Here is a 17,462-nt window from a genome sequence, read left to right on the forward strand (position 1 = left end):
CTATACCTTTATCACACCGTACATTGGCAGGGGAAATCAAGCTTTTTTTGCTTAAAACTGTTTTTTAGGTTTGTGGTAGCAGAGAGGATACATGGATTGCTGGAGGTTGAGTCACAATAAAAAAGCAAATTGGTTCGGATTTTGTATAAATTTGGCTAAGTGAGTCAAAAAGCCTAGGTGATTCTTCCTTTTCTTTATAATTACTTTGACACGATTAGATGAAAAAAGTAAAGTAGTACTGAGTGATTTACAAAACCTTCATCATTCTCTGAAACATGAAGCGGCAGTAAATTTAATGTAAATGGATATTTTTCCTTTTATTTACTCGTATTTTTTTTGAAACTTATGATGCTTCTTATTCGTTATATTAAAGGAGCACATGTAACCTGCGGAGAAAAGAGCATCGGAATGCTTGGTGCAGAAGATTTACATTTGCAAAATCAATGTAAATTTTTTATGATTTCATTTATATCAGATCGAAAATAAGAAAGAAGAGGTTTTATGAAAAAAATATTTGCGAACAAATATAGCTTTTTTGTTTTGGCTGTTCTTCTATTTTGGGCAAAATCGTACACAGCTTACAAAATGGATTTTAATTTAGGAGTGAAGGGATCTTTTCAAGAGGGTCTTCTCTTATTAAATCCATTTAGTTCAGCCATCGTGTTTTTAGGACTTGCTCTCTTTTTGAAGGGGCGTAAATCGGCCATTGTTTTAATTGTCATTGATTTTATTATGACCGCACTTTTATATGCGAATGTAGCGTACTATCGTTTCTTTGATGATTTTTTAACATTCCCGACAATGAAACAAGCCGGTAATCTTGGGGGAGGTATGACTGGCGGTGTGTTAGCAAGTATTAAGCCGCATGACCTTTTGTACTTCCTTGATATCATCATTTTAATTGCCATTGTCATTTGGAGACCAGAAGTGAAGAAGTTCCAAATGAAAAAAACTTTCGCACTGCTGATTGTCGCTGCAGGTGTTGGACTGTTCTTCGTTAACCTACACTTAGCTGAAAAAGATCGTCCAGAATTATTGACGAGAACATTTGATCATAAGTATATTGTGAAATATTTAGGTGTTTATAACTATGCGATTTATGACGGCGTGCAAACCGCACAAAATGCAACGCAGGTAGCAAATGCGAGCAGTGATGATTTAACGGATGTTGTGAACTATACAACCTCTCACTATGCGAAACCAAATGCAGAATATTTTGGTCAAGCAAAAGGGAAAAACATCATCAAAATCCATTTAGAAAGCTTCCAGTCATTTTTAATTGACTACAAGTTAAATGGAGAAGAAGTGACGCCGTTTTTAAACAAACTAGCTCATGGAAAAGAAGATTTTACGTATTTTGATAACTTCTTCCACCAGACTGGTCAAGGGAAGACTTCTGATGCTGAGCTCATGATGGATAATAGTATGTTTGGCTTGCCAGAGGGTGCAGCGTTTGTGACAAAAGGTGAAAATACTTTCCAATCACTTCCTGCCATCTTAGATCAAAAAGCAGGCTATACGAGTGCAGTGCTTCACGGGGATTATAAATCTTTCTGGAACCGTGATACGATTTATAAACATATGGGAATTGATCAATTCTTCGATGCATCTTATTACAACATGGATGAAGAAAACCTTGTAAACATGGGTCTGAAGGATAAACCGTTCTTTAAAGAATCAATCCCAATGTTAGAATCAATGAAAAAGCCATTTTATGCACACTTAATGACATTGACCAACCATTATCCATTTAATTTAGATGAGAAAGATGCGACAATCGCTAAGGCAACAACTGGCGATAAAACAGTGGATAATTATTTCCAAACAGCGAGATACTTGGATGAGTCATTAGAACAATTCTTTAAGGACTTGAAAAAATCAGGTCTGTATAAAGACTCAGTGATTCTATTATATGGTGACCATAACGGTATTTCTGAAAACCATAACCGTGCAATGAGTGAGATTCAAGGGAAAGAAATTACGCCATATCAAAATGCACAAAATCAGCGTGTACCGCTCATGATTCGGATCCCTGGTAAACAAGGCGGCGTGAATCATACGTATGGCGGTGAAGTAGACGTGATGCCGACGCTTCTTCATTTGCAGGGTATTGATTCAAACGAGTTTGTGAATTTTGGGACAGATCTATTTTCTAAAAAGCATGATCAAACTGTTGCATTCCGTAACGGAAACTATGTGACACCAAAATATACCCTTGTAGATAATACCGTCTACGATACAAAAACGGGTAAAGTTGTGAAACAAAACAAAAAGACAGAAGCGATTAAAGCCCGTGTTGATAATCAGTTAAGCCTTTCAGATAAAGTGCTGTACAGGGATCTTCTTCGATTCCATAAGCTATCTGATTTTAAACCAGTGAATCCATCTGATTATTTCTATGGTAAAACAAACAAAGAGACAGAAGCGGATTCTTCTGCTAACTAACTGAGTTTTGGGCAAGCACAGAAAGGTGCTTGCCTTTTTCTCTCTTACAGCTTGATTTGTTGGCAAAATATGTTTATATTTAGGGAGAAACAAGCGTGGCGCTAGCGGTCAGCTGGCGATAACTCATTTTGTCCTAGGGGATTTCAGGAGGAGCTTATGACAACAAATACAAAAACACAAAAAAAGAAATCAGAATTATGGGGCTGGATCAAAGCCATCTTAATCGCATTTATTGCTGTTTTTATCATTCGTAACTTTTTATTCGCACCGTATATTGTAAAGGGGACTTCTATGGAACCGACACTGCATAATACAGAGCGGGTGTTTGTGAATAAAACAGTGGATTACTTCGGCGATTATAAACGCGGACAGATCATTGTTCTTGATGGGGAAGACCGCAGTACTCACTATGTGAAACGATTGATTGGTTTACCTGGTGATAAAATCGAAATGAAAAATGACCAGCTATATGTGAACGGTCAAAAAGTGGCGGAGCCTTATTTAGCATCAAACAAAAAGAAAGCTGCCGCAGATGGCACCTTGCTGACACCTGATTTTGGTCCTCTTACAGTCCCTAAAGGAAAGTACTTTGTCATGGGTGACAACCGCCAAAACTCAATGGACAGTCGCAACGGTTTAGGTCTTTTTACAAAGAGTGATATTCAAGGGACAACATCATTCGTGTTTTATCCCTTCCAAGATATTCGATTAATCAATCACTAATCAATAAGAAAAAGCACACAGGCGTGTGCTTTTTTTGTTTGGTTAAGACTGGCTTTTTGAAATCGCCTGTTCTAGATCTGCCAGAATATCTTCAATCGCTTCTGTTCCAACAGATAAACGAATAAGTTCTGGTGTCACCCCTGTGGCTTTTTGCTCTGCTTCACTTAATTGCTGATGCGTTGTGCTGGCAGGGTGGATGATGAGTGACTTAGAGTCGCCTACGTTTGCAAGATGTGAGAAAAGCTGAACCGAATCAATGAGTTTTTTTCCTGCGTCTTTGCCACCTTTAATGCCGAATGTGAGGATGGCGCCTTGTCCTTTTGGTAAATAAGTTTGAGCCAGCTCAAAGGATTCATGGCCTTCAAGACCTGGATAGCTGACCCATTCTACAAGAGGATGATCTTGTAAAAATTGTGCTGTCTTCAATGCATTTTCACTGTGGCGTTCAAGGCGAAGATGCAATGTTTCTAAGCCTTGCAAGAGTAAAAATGAGTTGAATGGTGATAAAGCCGCCCCTAGATCACGTAAGAGCTGTACACGTGCTTTTGTGATATAAGCTGCTTCGCCAATCGCTTCCGTATACGTCAGACCATGATAGCTAGGGTCTGGTTCCGTCAGGCCTTTGAACTTATCACTATCACTCCAAGGAAACTTGCCGCTGTCGACGATGACTCCGCCAATGGATGTGCCATGGCCGCCGATGAATTTCGTCGCTGAATGGACAACAATGTCTGCGCCAAATTCAATCGGTCTTAACAAATAAGGGCTGGCAAGTGTGTTATCCACAATTAGAGGGATATGGTGCTTGTGTGCAATGGCTGATACGGCTTCAATATGTAAAATGTCGCCTTTTGGATTCCCGATGCTTTCTGCATACACTGCTTTTGTTTTATCTGTAATGGCTGCTTCAAGTTCTTCAAGGTTTGAGGAATCCACAAATTTCACTGTAATTCCGAGCTTTTTTAATGTATGAGCAAATAAATTATATGTGCCGCCATACAGACTGCTGGAGGATACGATTTCGTCACCAGCTCCTGCAATGTTTAAAATGGAGTAAGTGGTCGCTGCTTGTCCTGAGGAGACAGCAAGTGCACCAATTCCACCTTCAAGCTCAGCGATCCGTTTTTCAAACACATCATTTGTCGGGTTCATAATACGTGAATAAATATTACCGGGTTCCTGAAGGCCAAATAAATTCGCCGCATGCTCACTATCTCTAAAACCGAAAGAGCTTGTTTGGTAAATAGGTACAGCTCTTGAATAGGTGGCTGAATCCAGTTCTTGACCTGCGTGTATTGCTTTTGTTTCTAAACGAAATTGAAGTTCTTCTGACATGTGTGTATCCTCCTTTTGTTAGATAAAACCAACTACTTTAATAAGAAATATTTAATAAGACTATAAATCTTGTTTAGTGCCCGGTCAATCATTTTTTAGATAAATCTGAAAAAACAATAAATATAGTTGACATGTCGGAATAGTATGTATTAACATAAGCATACTGAAAATACCAACAAGAATCGCTGATCGGTCAACCGAAGGCTCGTTCACTCAGGCATGAGTGAAGGGCCTTTTTTTATTTTAATCAGGAGGGAAGTTGAAGATGGAGAAAAAGAAAAAACGAAAAAAATACAGAAAACATATGGATATCACATTAGACATTTTGATTGAGCGTAACAAATATGAGATTTACAGCAATCAAGAACGAATAGAAGCCATTTACGATCGTATTGATGAAAAACATACAAGGTCGAAATAACCATTTTATAAAATGTAGTTGATTTATAGGAATAATATGATTTAGGATGGTGCTAACAACTCAATATGAAAAGCTGATCGGACAAAACGAAGGCTCTTATCTCTCTTTTGGGATAAGGGCCTTTCTGTGTATCTATCTGATGACAAGAGGAGTGAACTTGCATTGACTATTTCCATTGATATTGTGGATAAGTCTTTTTGGAAAGACAAACAAACCATTCAAGTGCTTGAAAACGTAAGGCTCACCATCGTTCCTGGTGAATTCGTGACGGTGATTGGTCCGAGCGGTTGCGGGAAAAGTACATTGCTGAAGATGATTGGAGGGCTTGATACAGATTATGATGGGCAGATCGTGATAGGAGAAAGGCGTGTGACAGAACCAGGAATGAAACAGGGCTTTATTTTTCAAGAGCATCGCTTATTTCCATGGTTGACGGTCGAAGAAAATATCGCTGCCAATTTCAATTTAAAACAAGCAGCTGTTCGCCGCAAAGTGGATGAATTAATTGACATTGTTCGGTTAAAAGGCTTTGAACACGCCTATCCACATGAGCTTTCAGGCGGGATGTCACAACGTGTTGCTATTGCAAGAGCACTCCTGCGTGATCCGGAGATTTTATTGCTTGATGAACCTTTTGGTGCGCTAGATGCATTTACACGGAAACACTTACAGGATGTGCTGCTGGATATTTGGCAGGAGAAAAGAACAACGATGGTGCTTATCACTCATGATATTGACGAATCCATTTATTTAGCCAATGAAATTGTGCTGTTACAAGCAAGACCCGGCCGAATTCATAAAATCCTTCCCGTGAACTTACCATTCCCGAGGAATAGAACGTCAACAGCTTTTCAGAGCTTAAGACAAAAGGTGCTTTCAGAATTTGAGAAAACAGATGAGCTGTTACTGACGAATGGCTCAGGAATTTAAGGAGGTCAAATCGAATGAAAAGGCAAAAAAGGATCGTTCTCTTTCTGGGTATCCTCCTTGTATTAGCTGGGTGTGGTCAAGCAGCGAATGGATCAGAAGACAAGCCGAAAGAGGTTCGGATTGGGATTCAGCAAAGTCTAAGCCCACTTCTTTTAGCAAAGGAAAAAGGGTGGTTTGAGCAATCATTTGAAAAAGAAGGTATGAAAGTCAAGTGGGTGGAGTTCCAAAGTGGTCCTCCCCAATTCGAAGGGCTCGCCGCCAATCAATTAGATTTTTCACAGGTTGGTAATTCACCTGTTATAGCTGGTCAGGCAGCAGGTATTGATTTTAAGGAAATTGGTTTATCTCAGGATGGGTTAAAGGCGAATGGGATTTTAGTGAATAAGAACAGTGAGATTCAAAAAGTAGAAGATTTAAAAGGGAAAAAAATCGCCGTTGCCAAAGGAAGCAGTGGTTTTGACTTTTTATACAAAGTATTAGATCAGGCAGGTTTATCTGCAAAGGATGTCCAGATCATTCAGCTTCAGCCGGATGAGGCAATATCTGCGTTTGAAAATGGGTCAGTTGATGCTTGGTCGATCTGGGAGCCGTTCTTATCACTTGAAACGATAGAAAAGGGAGCAAAGCTACTGGTTAATGGAGAAGCGACCGATTTATATTCACCTGGATTCACACTTGTCAGAACCAAGTTTGCCGATGAGTACCCTGAACTAGTGGTGCAATTTTTAAAAGTATATGACAAAGCGGTGAAATGGCAGAAAGATCATCAACAGGAAGCCATTACACTTTATGCTCGTTTGAAACAATTAGATCAGAAGGTGGTGACACAAGTATTAAACAATACAGAGCCGCTCAATGAGCCCATTTCTAAGAAGATCATAAACGCCCAGCAGCATACAGCTGATTTTCAATATCAAACAAAGGCGATACAGCGGAAGATTGATGTCAATCAGGTGGTAGATAATTCGTTTATTGAAAAAATGCTGAAAGAGGAGAAGAATTGATGAAAGCTGCATCTAACCCAGCCCTTGTGACTAAAACCGAGCGAATGAAGAAAAAAAGGAGAAAAGCTTCATCCTTCATCATGTTAAAAGGACTTGTATTACCTGCTTTACTCATTGCGATTTGGCAGGGAGCTGCTGCTTCCCAAATCGTTTCTTCTACTGTACTACCTGCACCCACTGTCATTGCGGAATCTTTTCGTGAGTTGATTCGTTCCGGTGAGCTGTTTGGCCATATTTACATCAGTCTCTACAGAGCAATATGCGGGTTTTTACTTGGGGGAGGTTTAGGACTTGCGATGGGTTTGTGTGTCGGTTTTTCTAGGAAAACCGAGCAGTATGTAGATCCGACCTTGCAAATGCTGAGAACAGTTCCTCATTTAGCGGTGACTCCTTTATTTATTCTTTGGTTTGGTTTTGATGAATCAGCGAAAATTTTATTGATTGCACTTGGGGCTTTTTTTCCAATCTATATCAATACCTTTCTAGGAATTCGCAGTGTAGATAACAAGCTGTTCGATGTGGCTCGCGCTTTAGAGTTTAATCTGTATCAAAATATCACAAAGCTCATTTTACCTGCTGCCCTTCCTCATATTCTTCTGGGCGTGAGGCTTTCATTAGGCATTGCCTGGCTTGGTTTAGTGGTGGCTGAATTGATGGGGTCGAGTAGTGGAGTTGGCTACATGATTATGGATGCAAGACAATTCTCGCAAACTGATAAAGTGTTTGTAGGGATTATCATCTTTGCGGTAGTTGGTAAGATGACTGATTCATTTGTACGGCTGTTAGAAAAGCGACTGCTCAAATGGCGCACAAGTTATCAAGGTGGAAAATAATAGGAGGCGATATGATGAATATTCTATGGTTTATTCCAACGCATGGGGATGGGCGTTATTTAGGATCATCGAAAGGGGCAAGACAGGCAGACTATCCGTATTTTAAACAAATTGCTCAAGCTGCCGATCAGCTTGGGTACACAGGGGTCTTGCTGCCTACTGGTAGATCTTGTGAAGATCCATGGCTGACAGCGGCCGCTTTAGCTGCAGAGACAACTCATTTAAAGTTTCTTGTGGCTCTTCGGCCAGGGTTGATGCAGCCGTCTGTTGCTGCTAGAATGACCTCCACATTTGATCGGCTTTCAGGCGGGAGACTGCTGATCAATGTTGTAGCGGGAGGAAGTAAAGAAGAACTTGAAGGAGACGGGCTATTCATTTCTCATGATGAACGCTATGAGGCAACAGAAGAATTTTTGACCATCTGGAAGCGGTTATTGAAAGGAGAGAATGTTCAGTTTCAAGGGAAGCATCTGCAAGCACAAAATGGACGTCTGCTATTTCCACCAGCTCAAACACCACATCCACCCGTTTTTTTTGGAGGATCATCAGAAGCAGGCATTCAAGCCGCTGCAAAACATACAGATGTTTATTTAACTTGGGGCGAGCCTCCTGCACAAGTAAAAGAGAAAATCGCACAAGTGAAAAAGCAGGCTGAAAAAGAAGGAAGAACGGTGAGGTTTGGTATTCGACTTCATGTGATCGTGAGGGAAACGGAAGATGAAGCTTGGCAAGCAGCGGAACATCTGATTCGTCATTTAGATCAAGAGACTATTGATGAGGCGCAAAAGACTTTACAAGGGATGGACTCAGTAGGGCAAAAACGAATGGTTGAATTACATCAAGGGAATAAAGAGAAGCTTGAAATTAGCCCTAATCTTTGGGCAGGCATTGGCTTAGTTAGAGGCGGGGCAGGAACAGCGCTCGTCGGGGACCCGCATACAGTAGCAGAACGTGTAATAGAATATCAGTCTCTAGGTATTGATACATTTATCTTTTCTGGTTATCCGCACTTAGAAGAATCTTATTATTTAGCAGAACTTGTTTTCCCGCTTCTCCCATTTAAAAGAAATGGTGATGCAGGACCACACGTTCCTGCTGGTGAAATTATTGGGAACAATTACTTTCCTGATACAGCCTCTGCTGCAAGTTCCTCATAAATGAAAGCAAAGCAGTCATACTTGTCGGGCTGCTTTGCTTTTTTTATAGAAAGAGAAGCAAGTAAAATGATATGTGCTGTGGAAGAAGGCAAGGGCTTTTTTCCCAACAGGTTTTCTTGTATATACATATTTTAAGAGACAAGAGAAGAAGGAAAATATGCTCACTCTTTTGTCGGAATTATCAGTTAATATGTCGTATTTGATGTGTTAACGACATATAATTAGGACTTTTATATCTGATATATCGGGGGAATTCTTTCTATCTCAAAAAAATGAAAGATTAAATAGAAGAGATGATGAAAATGAACTATTTGAAAAAAGGCAGAAAAAAGATGGTTCAATTGACATTATATGGGTTTGGTGGTTCTTACGTTGTGGTGAAAAATAGTAAAAAAGGGAGAATTTATACAGTTGAACATGAATAATTGAATAAAAAGTCACATTTTACACGAAAATATGTTCGGTCAAAAATGGGATCTTCTGTTGATGTTTGGAGTGTGACGCCTATGATACGATCATCATAAGCTGGGAGGTGAAAAGTATGACTTATGCAGCGCCGCAAGTTGACTATTCCACTATGGAACCTGCTATTATGGACCAAGCTTGGTTCTTAGTATTTGTTGCTGTCCTTCTTGGATTGGGAGCAACAGTTGTTCTAGGAGCAGCAGTTTGGTGTTTAGCAAACGGCAAGGGTAGCTTTACAGGAGCCGTTCAGTGGGAAAGTGGCTTAAAAGTCCAAATTGAATGTAAGTAGCTATACTTAGGATTCATCTTTTTACTTCTTAGATAAGACACCAGGGCTAAACCGTCTGTGGCGGGCGGTTTAGCCTGATCTGTTTTTAAAGAATATGCAGACACTTGGAGGTTATATGTTTACGATCGAGAATTTAACCAAGACGTATAAAAATAACGTGACTGCTGTCAATGATTTTCATTTGAAAATTGCCCCTCATCAAATCGTTGCTGTTGCTGGACCAAATGGATCCGGTAAAACAACGATGATTAACTGTGTACTCGGCATCATTAAGCATACAGAAGGAACCATTCATATCAAGGACGTCACAAATGATGATCCATCCTTTAAAAAACAAGTCGCCTATGTTCCAGATGATCTGCTGCTCCCTGAAGCATTGACTGGTGCTGAATATTTAGATTTTGTTTCTTCTATGTATGAATGTAAAACAATTCAAAGAAGAAATCAACTAATTGAATTGTTTGATATGGAATCAGCTTTATCAAGACCGATTGAAACCTATTCCCATGGAATGAAAAAAAAGACACAGCTGATTGCTGCCTTTATGCTTGAGAGTCAATTAGTGATCATGGATGAGCCCTTTAGAGGACTTGATATTGAAGCGGTTATAAACACAAAGAAACTAATGAAACGTTATGCCGAGCACCATGGTGCAATCTTGCTTTCAACGCATGATATGCTTTCAGCGGAAGAGCTGTGCCACAAGATCGCCATTATTTCTAAAGGAAATAAAATGGATGAAGGGACGGTTTCAGCCTTAAAAGAAAAGTATCAATCAAGCACATTGGAACAGGTGTTTCTGAAAGCTTCAATGTTAAGTGATAGGGGTGCACATTTTGATGAAATCATTAATCATTTCTAAAATGATGCTTAAAATGTGGCAGCAGGAGATGTATAAGCTCTTTGATACTCAAACGAAGCGAATCATTGTGGTCTTATTCTTTTTGTTTGCAGTCACAATGGGAGCCATCATCGGATACAGTTTTACGGGTGTCTTTATGAAGGCTTTCTTAAATGGAGATGAACGTTCACTTGGGTTGTTGGTTGTGTCGATGGCAATCAATGCATCCATTTTTACAAGCTTGTTATTTGTGCTGATCAAAGTCAGAACACCTGAACAAGACCGTTTTTCTATGCAGCTCAGCTGGTTTCCGCTGTCTACCTTTCAAAAAAGTCTTGGTTACTTCATTCCGATGGTGACAGTTGTAACAGGGCTTGTTTTATTTTTCATCGGGATTTTGCTTTTACCTAATTTTATTGCACAAGGGATCGGTATTTTCTTTATTCTTACATTCTTTTTGATGGTGCTGTTGCAATCGCTCTTTGTCTTAACACTGCTTCAGCTCATTTACAACGTGACTTATTTACTCGTACTAAAATTAAAATTACCGTTGCAAAAATTTGCAGCGATATTTGTTTTATTAGCGCTAGTTGTAGCCTATGGAATGACACATTTCGACATCAATCAAATACAGCAATCATATGTACAGTTTGATTATCATTTGATGTATTTTACAGCACCGTTTTTCTTAGCGGCACAAGGGATGTCTCCTGACGGGGTGAATTATGCGTTTTTGATCCTCTTCATCTTATTATCTGCGGGAGGCGCATTTATTTCTCTTGCTTTAATGCCAATTATGGCTGAGAAAAAAGCGTTAACCTTTCTGCACAAACTACCATTTTCATCTTCGAAAAAGTGGTCACTCATTGTAAAGGAAATAAAGTCACAAGTGAGAAATGAAGAAAATATTTTAAACTTTCTCATCCTCCTTATTGTCATTTTATTTGTCCGTTATCAGTTTGCCTTCCGCTTTGAAGGAGAAGCTTTTTTTGTCTTATGTGCGCTAGCTGGGTTAACAGCTTTTAATTCATTTGGCAATGACAAACGAATGCTTGGGATGTATAAAACGTTCGGTCTAAGGCCGTGGGAAGTGGCTCTTTATAAGTTCCTTGGGCTTTTGCTCGTTGGTGTGATCCAAATTGTTTTATTTATGATCACAACACTGACGCTCCCGGATCAGATCTGGATCGTGTTGATTGGCGCTGCTGTCTTGTGTAATGCAACGGCTCTCTTTTATGTGGTTGGTATTTTATTGCCCCTTGATCGAAATAATCCATACACAGGCATTTTCTCGTTTGGAGCGCTTATTTTAATCATGATTCCGATTGTTTTTATTGGAAACTATGTGATAGGGGAATCGAGTCAAATGCTTCAGTGGCTGCTTGTGGCAGGATTTGAATGTCTGCTCATCTTTGCCATATATAAAGGTTTTTCATGGAGGTATTCACATGATTCAACTTCTTAACAATAAGCTAAAGATTGAGCGGGTGCCGGCACTTGCACCATATGTGACTTTACAAAAAAGGCATTTGACTGATACGCAGTACGGAAGCTCACTTCCAATTAACGAAAGTGCATATCATATGTTAACGAAAGTGGATGGTCAAAGGACAGAGGCGAGTATTACGGCAGAGCTCGCCGATTTGTTTCAGGTCGATGAGTCTGTGATTGCCCGCGATTTTTATCAACTGATGATGGGGTTGAATCAGCATCACTTGCTGTCGATTCATTATCAATCGCCATATCGGACTGTCACAGCCTTCTGTCAATTTTTTAAGCAGTATCAAGTAAAGATGAAAGAGCGGTTTGACTGCACGGGTCATTCATTTCTTCACATATTGGGTACGGCTCTGCTGATGGTGACGCGCAAAATCATCTTTTTCTGGGTGCTTTTTATGATCATGGCGGGAATCGCCTTTTTATTTATTCCTGATCCATCGATTGCAGCCATTGCGATTTATTTTACGATTATTTATTTCGGATTAATTACTGGAACTGCCTTGCATGAGGCGGCGCATGGGTATGCACATCGGAAGTTCGCCGGCCGGGATGGCCCTCAAGGCTTTTTTGCGAGCGATATGATGTCTGTGAAATTTGTGAGGCCTGTTTTAGATCCGTTTCAGAAAAAACAGGTGTGGATTACACTGCTTGGTCCGCTTTTGCCGGGGCTCATTGGCGCAGCCGGAATCATTGTGACTGTTTTATTTCTAAAAGAAAATCCAATTTCGACAGGGTTTTTCATTTTTTCAATCACGTATTTTATTCAATTGCTCTACCTTCTTCCGTTTATGGGGGATGGTAAGTCTATTATGAAGCAGTTATTGCTTGGTGGAATGGGAGGACAACGATCATGAACGTTCAGGCAATGAAACAAGGTGCAATTGTTGGTAGTTTCCTAGGTTTCTTAGGTTTTCCGATGCTGACCATTGGTGTTCTGTTCTATCACTTATTTCAATCAAAAACAAATAATGAATTATTATTTAACAGTCTTGCTTTTGAGATGGAAGGTTCGTCTGCATTTACGTTCCAAATCAAACCAAACTTTTTTATTTATATGGTTGTCATTTTTGCTGTCAGTTTTCTCATTGTGGCATTCCTATCAGCCATGAAACAGAAAAAAGCGAAAGATTAGGAAAATTTTCCTAATCTTTTTTTGTATAATCAACTAAATTTTAGTATAATAAAGAATAAATGTATAAAAGGGGATATCAATGATTAAGAAATGGAGTATTCTTTTATTTACTGTTTTTCTATTAGCAGGATGCGGCGAGAAGGCTGCAGAAACAACAACGACAGAGAAAACGGTCTCAGAAAAACCTGCAACAGAGAAAAATAAGGAAACAGCAACTCACGATGAAGTAACTGTCGAACCTATGAAACTAACAAAAAATGAAAAAAGTCTTTTGGAAGCATTATCAGATAAGCCGTTTGAAGCGATGACAGTGAAAGGACTAAAAGGCAGTAATAAAAGTGTATCCTTGATCGGTATGCATTACAAAGATGGACAATTATTAAAAGAAGATACAAAAAAAATCACCATTGACCTTCATCAAAATGGCGTCGATAACAGTGTGAATTTTATCTATCAGCTAGAAGATGAAAAAGATGATCTGTTAAAAGTAACGTATAGCTTATGGAAAGATAAAGAGCAAAGCGAACTAACGAAACTCTCGACTAGCATGGATTTCAAACAGGACGTGGGAGGAAACACAACGATATCAGCTTCAGATCTTTTTCACATGTCTCCTGGAGAGAAAAAATTAATTTCTACTACCATCACAACTGGAATGAACCATGAGTTTTCTGGTTTAACAGGTTCTGAAAAGAATCTGAAAGAGGAATTAAAAGATGTAAAGCAGGCTTATTTGGTGTATTTGCAGCTAGACAAATAACTATCGTAATATATATGGAGAATATGAAATTTTTTGACGGAAAATCTTCATATTCTCTTGACGAATTGTTAAGAAAGTTGTAACATAATAAAAGTCAACGCAATGACGTTGTCTTTAAAAGATTGATGCGGGTGTAGTTTAGTGGTAAAACCTCAGCCTTCCAAGCTGATGTCGTGAGTTCGATTCTCATCACCCGCTCCAATACATAATTTTGTTTATAACGCAGTATTTCGTTTCATAGATAAACGAAGTGTTGCGTTTTTTATTATGTCAGTATAATGTAAAAAGCACTGTGACCTACAGTGCTTTTTCAATGAGTTCATATTTACTTTCTCCACCATGTATTTGTATAAACATCTTCGTCAAGGATTGTATAAGCGCTTCACTCTTTTCCCGGGAAATAGATGGTGGGAAGAGAATGATTTGAAGAATGCTTTTTGTGTCTTGAGAAATTTGAGCTTTACTTGCTTGAGAAAATAACCCTTTAAGCTCTGCGCCATCCTGCCATTCAATATGACCAGTTTCATTTTTGGATAATGAAAGAGGCCCTTTCAATTGATCGGCATCTAATGTAAGGATAGGCAAGAAATATTTTAGTGAAAAAAATATCGACAAATCCTGTACGGAATTGGTCGAGTCAATAAATTGTTCTTTTTGAATATCAGCAAGAAGCGGAAGAAAGGGGATACCTTCTAGAAGATTCGTCCATTCTTTAATCGCTGGTACTTCTTCCAAAGTTTGATCTTCATATTCAAAAAACAAAGATTCTTGAAACAGGCGCAGTCGGCCTTTTAACATTTGAGGGGATTTCCCTATCTCAATATGTGAATATTCAATCTGTCCAACATGGATAGACGGGCTTTGAGGTTGGGAGATTTCCATTTGTATCTTCACAGTGACTCACTCCAATCGGTCATGATACACTCGTATTATACTGAAATCAACTGAAGAAACAAAGAAAGGAGGTTTGCAAGGTGATTCATGTTGGACAATTAAAAGAAGAATTAATTCAATATGCGAACGAAATTGGTGTCGATAAAATTCGATTTGCAAGTGCTGATACATTTGATTCATTAAAGGACCGCCTCATCTTACATGAATCGTTAGGGTATTTGTCCGGTTTTGAAGAGCCTGATATCGAAAAACGAACAAATCCTGCTTTGCTGCTTCCAAAAGCAAAATCAATTGTCGCCATTGCGCTCGCATACCCTTCCAAAATGAAAGATGCTCCCCGAAGTACAAAGGATGCAAGAAGAGGGATTTTTTGCAGGGCTTCATGGGGAACTGATTATCATGTTGTGCTGAAAAAAAAGCTCGACATGCTTGAAGAATTTTTGCGCAGTAAACACGAAGATATACGGACAAAATCAATGGTGGACACAGGTGAATTGTCTGACCGTGCTGTAGCCGAACGTGCTGGCATTGGCTTTAGCGCAAAGAACTGTATGATTATCACACCAGAGTTCGGATCTTATGTCTATTTGGCTGAGATGATTACAAATGTTCCATTTGAACCGGATGAGAAAATAGAAGACCAGTGCGGAACTTGTAATAAATGTGTGGATTCATGCCCAACGGGTGCTCTTGTGAATCCAGGCCAGCTCAATTCTCAAAGGTGTATTTCGTTTTTAACACAGACAAAAGGGTTTTTACCTGACGAATTTCGCTCGAAAATAGGGAATCGGTTGTATGGATGTGATACGTGCCAAACGGTCTGCCCAATTAATAAAGGGAAAGACTTTCATCTACATCCTGAAATGGAGCCGGACCCTGAAATTGCAAAGCCGCTCTTAAAGCCACTGCTGACAATCAGCAATCGTGAGTTTAAAGAGAAGTATGGTCATGTTTCTGGATCATGGCGAGGGAAAAAGCTTATTCAGCGGAATGCCATTTTGGCACTTGCTCACTTTAAAGATACATCTGCTTTGCCAGATTTGGTTGACCTGATGCATAAAGATCCAAGACCGGTCATTCGAGGCACGGCTGCTTGGGCAATCGGTAAAATTGGCGATGGTCAGCAGCTTTCAGAACTCGAAAAAGCCCTTGGGCGGGAAAGTGATGAAGAAGCAAAACAAGAGATCATCAAAGGGATTGAATTGTTACAAACACCTTTAAATACTAAATAACCTCCCATTGAACATAGAATGAACCAAACAGAGATGTTAAAAAAAGTTTGGTGGTGTCTGTGTGAAACAATTATTAGAACAAACGTTAGAAGACAGGCTGGCATATTTATTAAATGGCAGTACGATCAAACAGCCGCAGCTGATGTCTGATGTGGACGCTGTGGAGCGAAAGAAAGAGCTGTTTGCAAGAAGACAAGTTGAGATTGTCAAGGCGAAAGCAAAAGCAAAACTTCTCGATTCAGCTATTCAAGATGATGGAGCTCAGCAAGTACAATATCTCGCTCACCTCACTTATGTCTGTAAGGATATAGACGATTCTTTTTATTTAGAGGAACAGGTTGAGAAAAGAGAAGCGTTTCTTTATAATGACATGCTTGTGAAAGATCGTATGATGTTAGAAGAACGACAAAAGGAAGATCAGGAGGATGAGCGCTTCCAAAATGAAGACCAATTTGGAAGAGCTTTTCACTATGACCGGCGTGCAGCTGTTCAATATGCTGAAACGTATTGGAATAAACGAAATCCAGCCTATAAAAATTTCGAAGATAACTGTACGAATTTTATTTCACAATGTCTAAAAGCAGGGAATGCGCCAACGAGAGGATATCCGAACCGTGGATCTGGCTGGTGGGTTCGTCCACATACATGGAGCTACAGCTGGACGGTGGCACATTCGATGAAAAATTATTTAGCGAATTCCAAAGCGGGGTTGAGAGCGAAGAAGCTCAAGGAGCCGCAAGAGCTTCAAATAGGTGATGTTATTTGCTACGATTTTGAGGGTGACGGTAGGTATAATCATACAACCATTGTCGTTGATCATGATAAAGGCGGAATGCCTCTAGTGAATGCACAAACGTATGACAGCCGTATGCGTTACTGGTCGTATGAAGATTCAACGGCTTATACACCTAGTATTCGTTATACGTTTTTTCACATTTTGGACGATGCTCCGAAGGATAGTTAATGGTATAATGTTGAGCGGAAAAGAAAATTAGAGGTGAACTTTTTTGGGACTTCATGTCGTTTTATATCAACCAGAAATTCCAGCTAATACTGGAAATATTGCGCGAACATGTGCAGCAACAAATACAACACTTCATCTGATTCGTCCGCTTGGTTTTTCGACAGATGATAAAATGCTGAAGCGTGCAGGACTCGATTATTGGAAATATGCCAATGTCGTCTATCATGAATCATTAGATGAATTGTTTGAGGCTCATCCGAAGGGGCAATTTTTCTATATCACAAAGTTTGGGCAAAAGCCGCATACAACGTTCGATTACTCGCAACTAGATGAAGACTACTTCTTCGTATTTGGCAGAGAGACAAGTGGATTGCCAAAAGATTTGATTGAACGGAATATGGATCGCTGTCTACGTTTACCAATGACAGAGCATGTTCGTTCACTGAATCTATCGAATACGGCAGCGATTCTTGTGTATGAGGCGCTTCGCCAGCAACAATACCGAGATTTGATATAAGAACATGATAAAAGCCGAGA

General features: G+C 39.5%; 19 protein-coding genes and 1 tRNA gene. 18 read left to right on the plus strand and 2 right to left on the minus strand.

Annotated elements, in window-relative coordinates; all coding sequences use genetic code 11:
• Nucleotides 1-501 precede the first annotated feature (501 nt).
• Nucleotides 502-2,445, plus strand: coding sequence for an LTA synthase family protein (locus ABG082_RS04390; protein WP_017360388.1), 1,944 nt, complete (start codon nucleotides 502-504; stop codon nucleotides 2,443-2,445).
• A 156-nt stretch (nucleotides 2,446-2,601) separates the two neighbouring features.
• On the plus strand, nucleotides 2,602-3,168 hold the full coding sequence (gene lepB / locus ABG082_RS04395; protein WP_017360387.1) for a signal peptidase I: 567 nt from the start codon (nucleotides 2,602-2,604) through the stop codon (nucleotides 3,166-3,168).
• Between the two features lie 42 nt (nucleotides 3,169-3,210).
• Here lepB and ABG082_RS04400 read toward each other — a convergent pair whose 3' ends face one another.
• Nucleotides 3,211-4,503 (minus strand): homocysteine synthase, encoded by a 1,293-nt coding sequence (locus ABG082_RS04400; protein ID WP_008349114.1) that lies wholly within the window; start codon nucleotides 4,501-4,503, stop codon nucleotides 3,211-3,213.
• A gap of 265 nt (nucleotides 4,504-4,768) precedes the next feature.
• On the opposite strand from ABG082_RS04400, the gene ABG082_RS04405 reads away from it, so the two are divergent.
• From ABG082_RS04405 to ABG082_RS04465, 13 genes are all read left to right on the plus strand, one after another.
• Entirely contained in the window at nucleotides 4,769-4,924 is a 156-nt protein-coding gene (locus ABG082_RS04405; RefSeq protein ID WP_008349111.1) for an FbpB family small basic protein, read from the plus strand.
• Nucleotides 4,925-5,086: 162 nt separating this feature from the next.
• Nucleotides 5,087-5,854 (plus strand): ABC transporter ATP-binding protein, encoded by a 768-nt coding sequence (locus ABG082_RS04410; protein WP_148780308.1) that lies wholly within the window; start codon nucleotides 5,087-5,089, stop codon nucleotides 5,852-5,854.
• Between the two features lie 14 nt (nucleotides 5,855-5,868).
• Nucleotides 5,869-6,858, plus strand: coding sequence for an aliphatic sulfonate ABC transporter substrate-binding protein (locus ABG082_RS04415; protein ID WP_046527432.1), 990 nt, complete (start codon nucleotides 5,869-5,871; stop codon nucleotides 6,856-6,858).
• A 44-nt stretch (nucleotides 6,859-6,902) separates the two neighbouring features.
• A complete protein-coding gene (locus ABG082_RS04420) occupies nucleotides 6,903-7,691 on the plus strand; it encodes an ABC transporter permease (RefSeq protein WP_262368836.1) in 789 nt (262 codons plus the stop codon).
• A 14-nt stretch (nucleotides 7,692-7,705) separates the two neighbouring features.
• Nucleotides 7,706-8,848: an FMNH2-dependent alkanesulfonate monooxygenase gene (gene ssuD / locus ABG082_RS04425; RefSeq protein ID WP_249670335.1), complete on the plus strand. Its 1,143-nt coding sequence runs from the start codon at nucleotides 7,706-7,708 to the stop codon at nucleotides 8,846-8,848.
• A 302-nt stretch (nucleotides 8,849-9,150) separates the two neighbouring features.
• Nucleotides 9,151-9,273, plus strand: a complete 123-nt coding sequence (locus tag ABG082_RS04430) for a hypothetical protein (protein ID WP_348936595.1) — start codon at nucleotides 9,151-9,153, stop codon at nucleotides 9,271-9,273.
• 116 nt (nucleotides 9,274-9,389) lie between these two features.
• Nucleotides 9,390-9,602, plus strand: a complete 213-nt coding sequence (locus ABG082_RS04435; RefSeq protein WP_003211695.1) for a hypothetical protein — start codon at nucleotides 9,390-9,392, stop codon at nucleotides 9,600-9,602.
• Between the two features lie 115 nt (nucleotides 9,603-9,717).
• Nucleotides 9,718-10,464: an ABC transporter ATP-binding protein gene (locus ABG082_RS04440; RefSeq protein ID WP_008349096.1), complete on the plus strand. Its 747-nt coding sequence runs from the start codon at nucleotides 9,718-9,720 to the stop codon at nucleotides 10,462-10,464.
• Complete coding sequence (locus tag ABG082_RS04445) at nucleotides 10,442-11,908, plus strand: hypothetical protein (RefSeq protein WP_073415892.1); 1,467 nt, start codon at nucleotides 10,442-10,444, stop codon at nucleotides 11,906-11,908. The genes ABG082_RS04440 and ABG082_RS04445 overlap by 23 nt, the downstream gene beginning before the upstream one ends.
• Nucleotides 11,892-12,797 (plus strand): PqqD family protein, encoded by a 906-nt coding sequence (locus tag ABG082_RS04450; RefSeq protein ID WP_008349091.1) that lies wholly within the window; start codon nucleotides 11,892-11,894, stop codon nucleotides 12,795-12,797. Before ABG082_RS04445 ends, ABG082_RS04450 begins: the two co-directional genes overlap by 17 nt.
• On the plus strand, nucleotides 12,794-13,075 hold the full coding sequence (locus ABG082_RS04455; protein WP_008349089.1) for a hypothetical protein: 282 nt from the start codon (nucleotides 12,794-12,796) through the stop codon (nucleotides 13,073-13,075). The genes ABG082_RS04450 and ABG082_RS04455 overlap by 4 nt, the downstream gene beginning before the upstream one ends.
• A gap of 79 nt (nucleotides 13,076-13,154) precedes the next feature.
• A complete protein-coding gene (locus ABG082_RS04460; protein ID WP_008349087.1) occupies nucleotides 13,155-13,835 on the plus strand; it encodes a hypothetical protein in 681 nt (226 codons plus the stop codon).
• A 127-nt stretch (nucleotides 13,836-13,962) separates the two neighbouring features.
• Nucleotides 13,963-14,036 (plus strand) — tRNA-Gly (locus ABG082_RS04465).
• A 96-nt stretch (nucleotides 14,037-14,132) separates the two neighbouring features.
• Here the strand turns inward: ABG082_RS04465 and ABG082_RS04470 are convergent.
• Nucleotides 14,133-14,729, minus strand: coding sequence for a hypothetical protein (locus tag ABG082_RS04470; RefSeq protein ID WP_008349086.1), 597 nt, complete (start codon nucleotides 14,727-14,729; stop codon nucleotides 14,133-14,135).
• 83 nt (nucleotides 14,730-14,812) lie between these two features.
• Here ABG082_RS04470 and queG point away from each other — a divergent pair, with 83 nt between their 5' ends.
• The 3 genes from queG to trmL all read left to right on the plus strand — a co-directional run bounded on the left by queG (nucleotide 14,813) and on the right by trmL (nucleotide 17,442).
• Nucleotides 14,813-15,961 (plus strand): tRNA epoxyqueuosine(34) reductase QueG, encoded by a 1,149-nt coding sequence (gene queG / locus ABG082_RS04475; RefSeq protein ID WP_348936818.1) that lies wholly within the window; start codon nucleotides 14,813-14,815, stop codon nucleotides 15,959-15,961.
• A gap of 61 nt (nucleotides 15,962-16,022) precedes the next feature.
• Nucleotides 16,023-16,925: an amidase domain-containing protein gene (locus ABG082_RS04480; protein ID WP_348936596.1), complete on the plus strand. Its 903-nt coding sequence runs from the start codon at nucleotides 16,023-16,025 to the stop codon at nucleotides 16,923-16,925.
• Between the two features lie 43 nt (nucleotides 16,926-16,968).
• Complete coding sequence (gene trmL, locus ABG082_RS04485) at nucleotides 16,969-17,442, plus strand: tRNA (uridine(34)/cytosine(34)/5-carboxymethylaminomethyluridine(34)-2'-O)-methyltransferase TrmL (protein WP_348936597.1); 474 nt, start codon at nucleotides 16,969-16,971, stop codon at nucleotides 17,440-17,442.
• Nucleotides 17,443-17,462: the final 20 nt, after the last annotated feature.

The sequence above is a fragment of the Bacillus sp. BS1807G30 genome (assembly GCF_040047675.1).
In the GTDB taxonomy this organism is placed as follows: Bacteria; Bacillota; Bacilli; order Bacillales; family Bacillaceae; genus Bacillus; species Bacillus altitudinis.

Coding starts and splice junctions, on each gene's coding strand:
- ABG082_RS04440 (WP_008349096.1), top strand. CDS start 9,718: ATGTTTACGATCGAGAATTTAACCAAGACGTATAAAAATAACGTGACT.
- ABG082_RS04455 (WP_008349089.1), top strand. CDS start 12,794: ATGAACGTTCAGGCAATGAAACAAGGTGCAATTGTTGGTAGTTTCCTA.
- ABG082_RS04460 (WP_008349087.1), top strand. CDS start 13,155: ATGATTAAGAAATGGAGTATTCTTTTATTTACTGTTTTTCTATTAGCA.
- ssuD (WP_249670335.1), top strand. CDS start 7,706: ATGAATATTCTATGGTTTATTCCAACGCATGGGGATGGGCGTTATTTA.
- ABG082_RS04415 (WP_046527432.1), top strand. CDS start 5,869: ATGAAAAGGCAAAAAAGGATCGTTCTCTTTCTGGGTATCCTCCTTGTA.
- ABG082_RS04435 (WP_003211695.1), top strand. CDS start 9,390: ATGACTTATGCAGCGCCGCAAGTTGACTATTCCACTATGGAACCTGCT.
- ABG082_RS04445 (WP_073415892.1), top strand. CDS start 10,442: ATGAAATCATTAATCATTTCTAAAATGATGCTTAAAATGTGGCAGCAG.
- lepB (WP_017360387.1), top strand. CDS start 2,602: ATGACAACAAATACAAAAACACAAAAAAAGAAATCAGAATTATGGGGC.
- ABG082_RS04400 (WP_008349114.1), bottom strand. CDS start 4,503: ATGTCAGAAGAACTTCAATTTCGTTTAGAAACAAAAGCAATACACGCA.
- ABG082_RS04405 (WP_008349111.1), top strand. CDS start 4,769: ATGGAGAAAAAGAAAAAACGAAAAAAATACAGAAAACATATGGATATC.
- ABG082_RS04390 (WP_017360388.1), top strand. CDS start 502: ATGAAAAAAATATTTGCGAACAAATATAGCTTTTTTGTTTTGGCTGTT.
- ABG082_RS04450 (WP_008349091.1), top strand. CDS start 11,892: ATGATTCAACTTCTTAACAATAAGCTAAAGATTGAGCGGGTGCCGGCA.
- ABG082_RS04420 (WP_262368836.1), top strand. CDS start 6,903: ATGAAGAAAAAAAGGAGAAAAGCTTCATCCTTCATCATGTTAAAAGGA.
- ABG082_RS04430 (WP_348936595.1), top strand. CDS start 9,151: ATGAACTATTTGAAAAAAGGCAGAAAAAAGATGGTTCAATTGACATTA.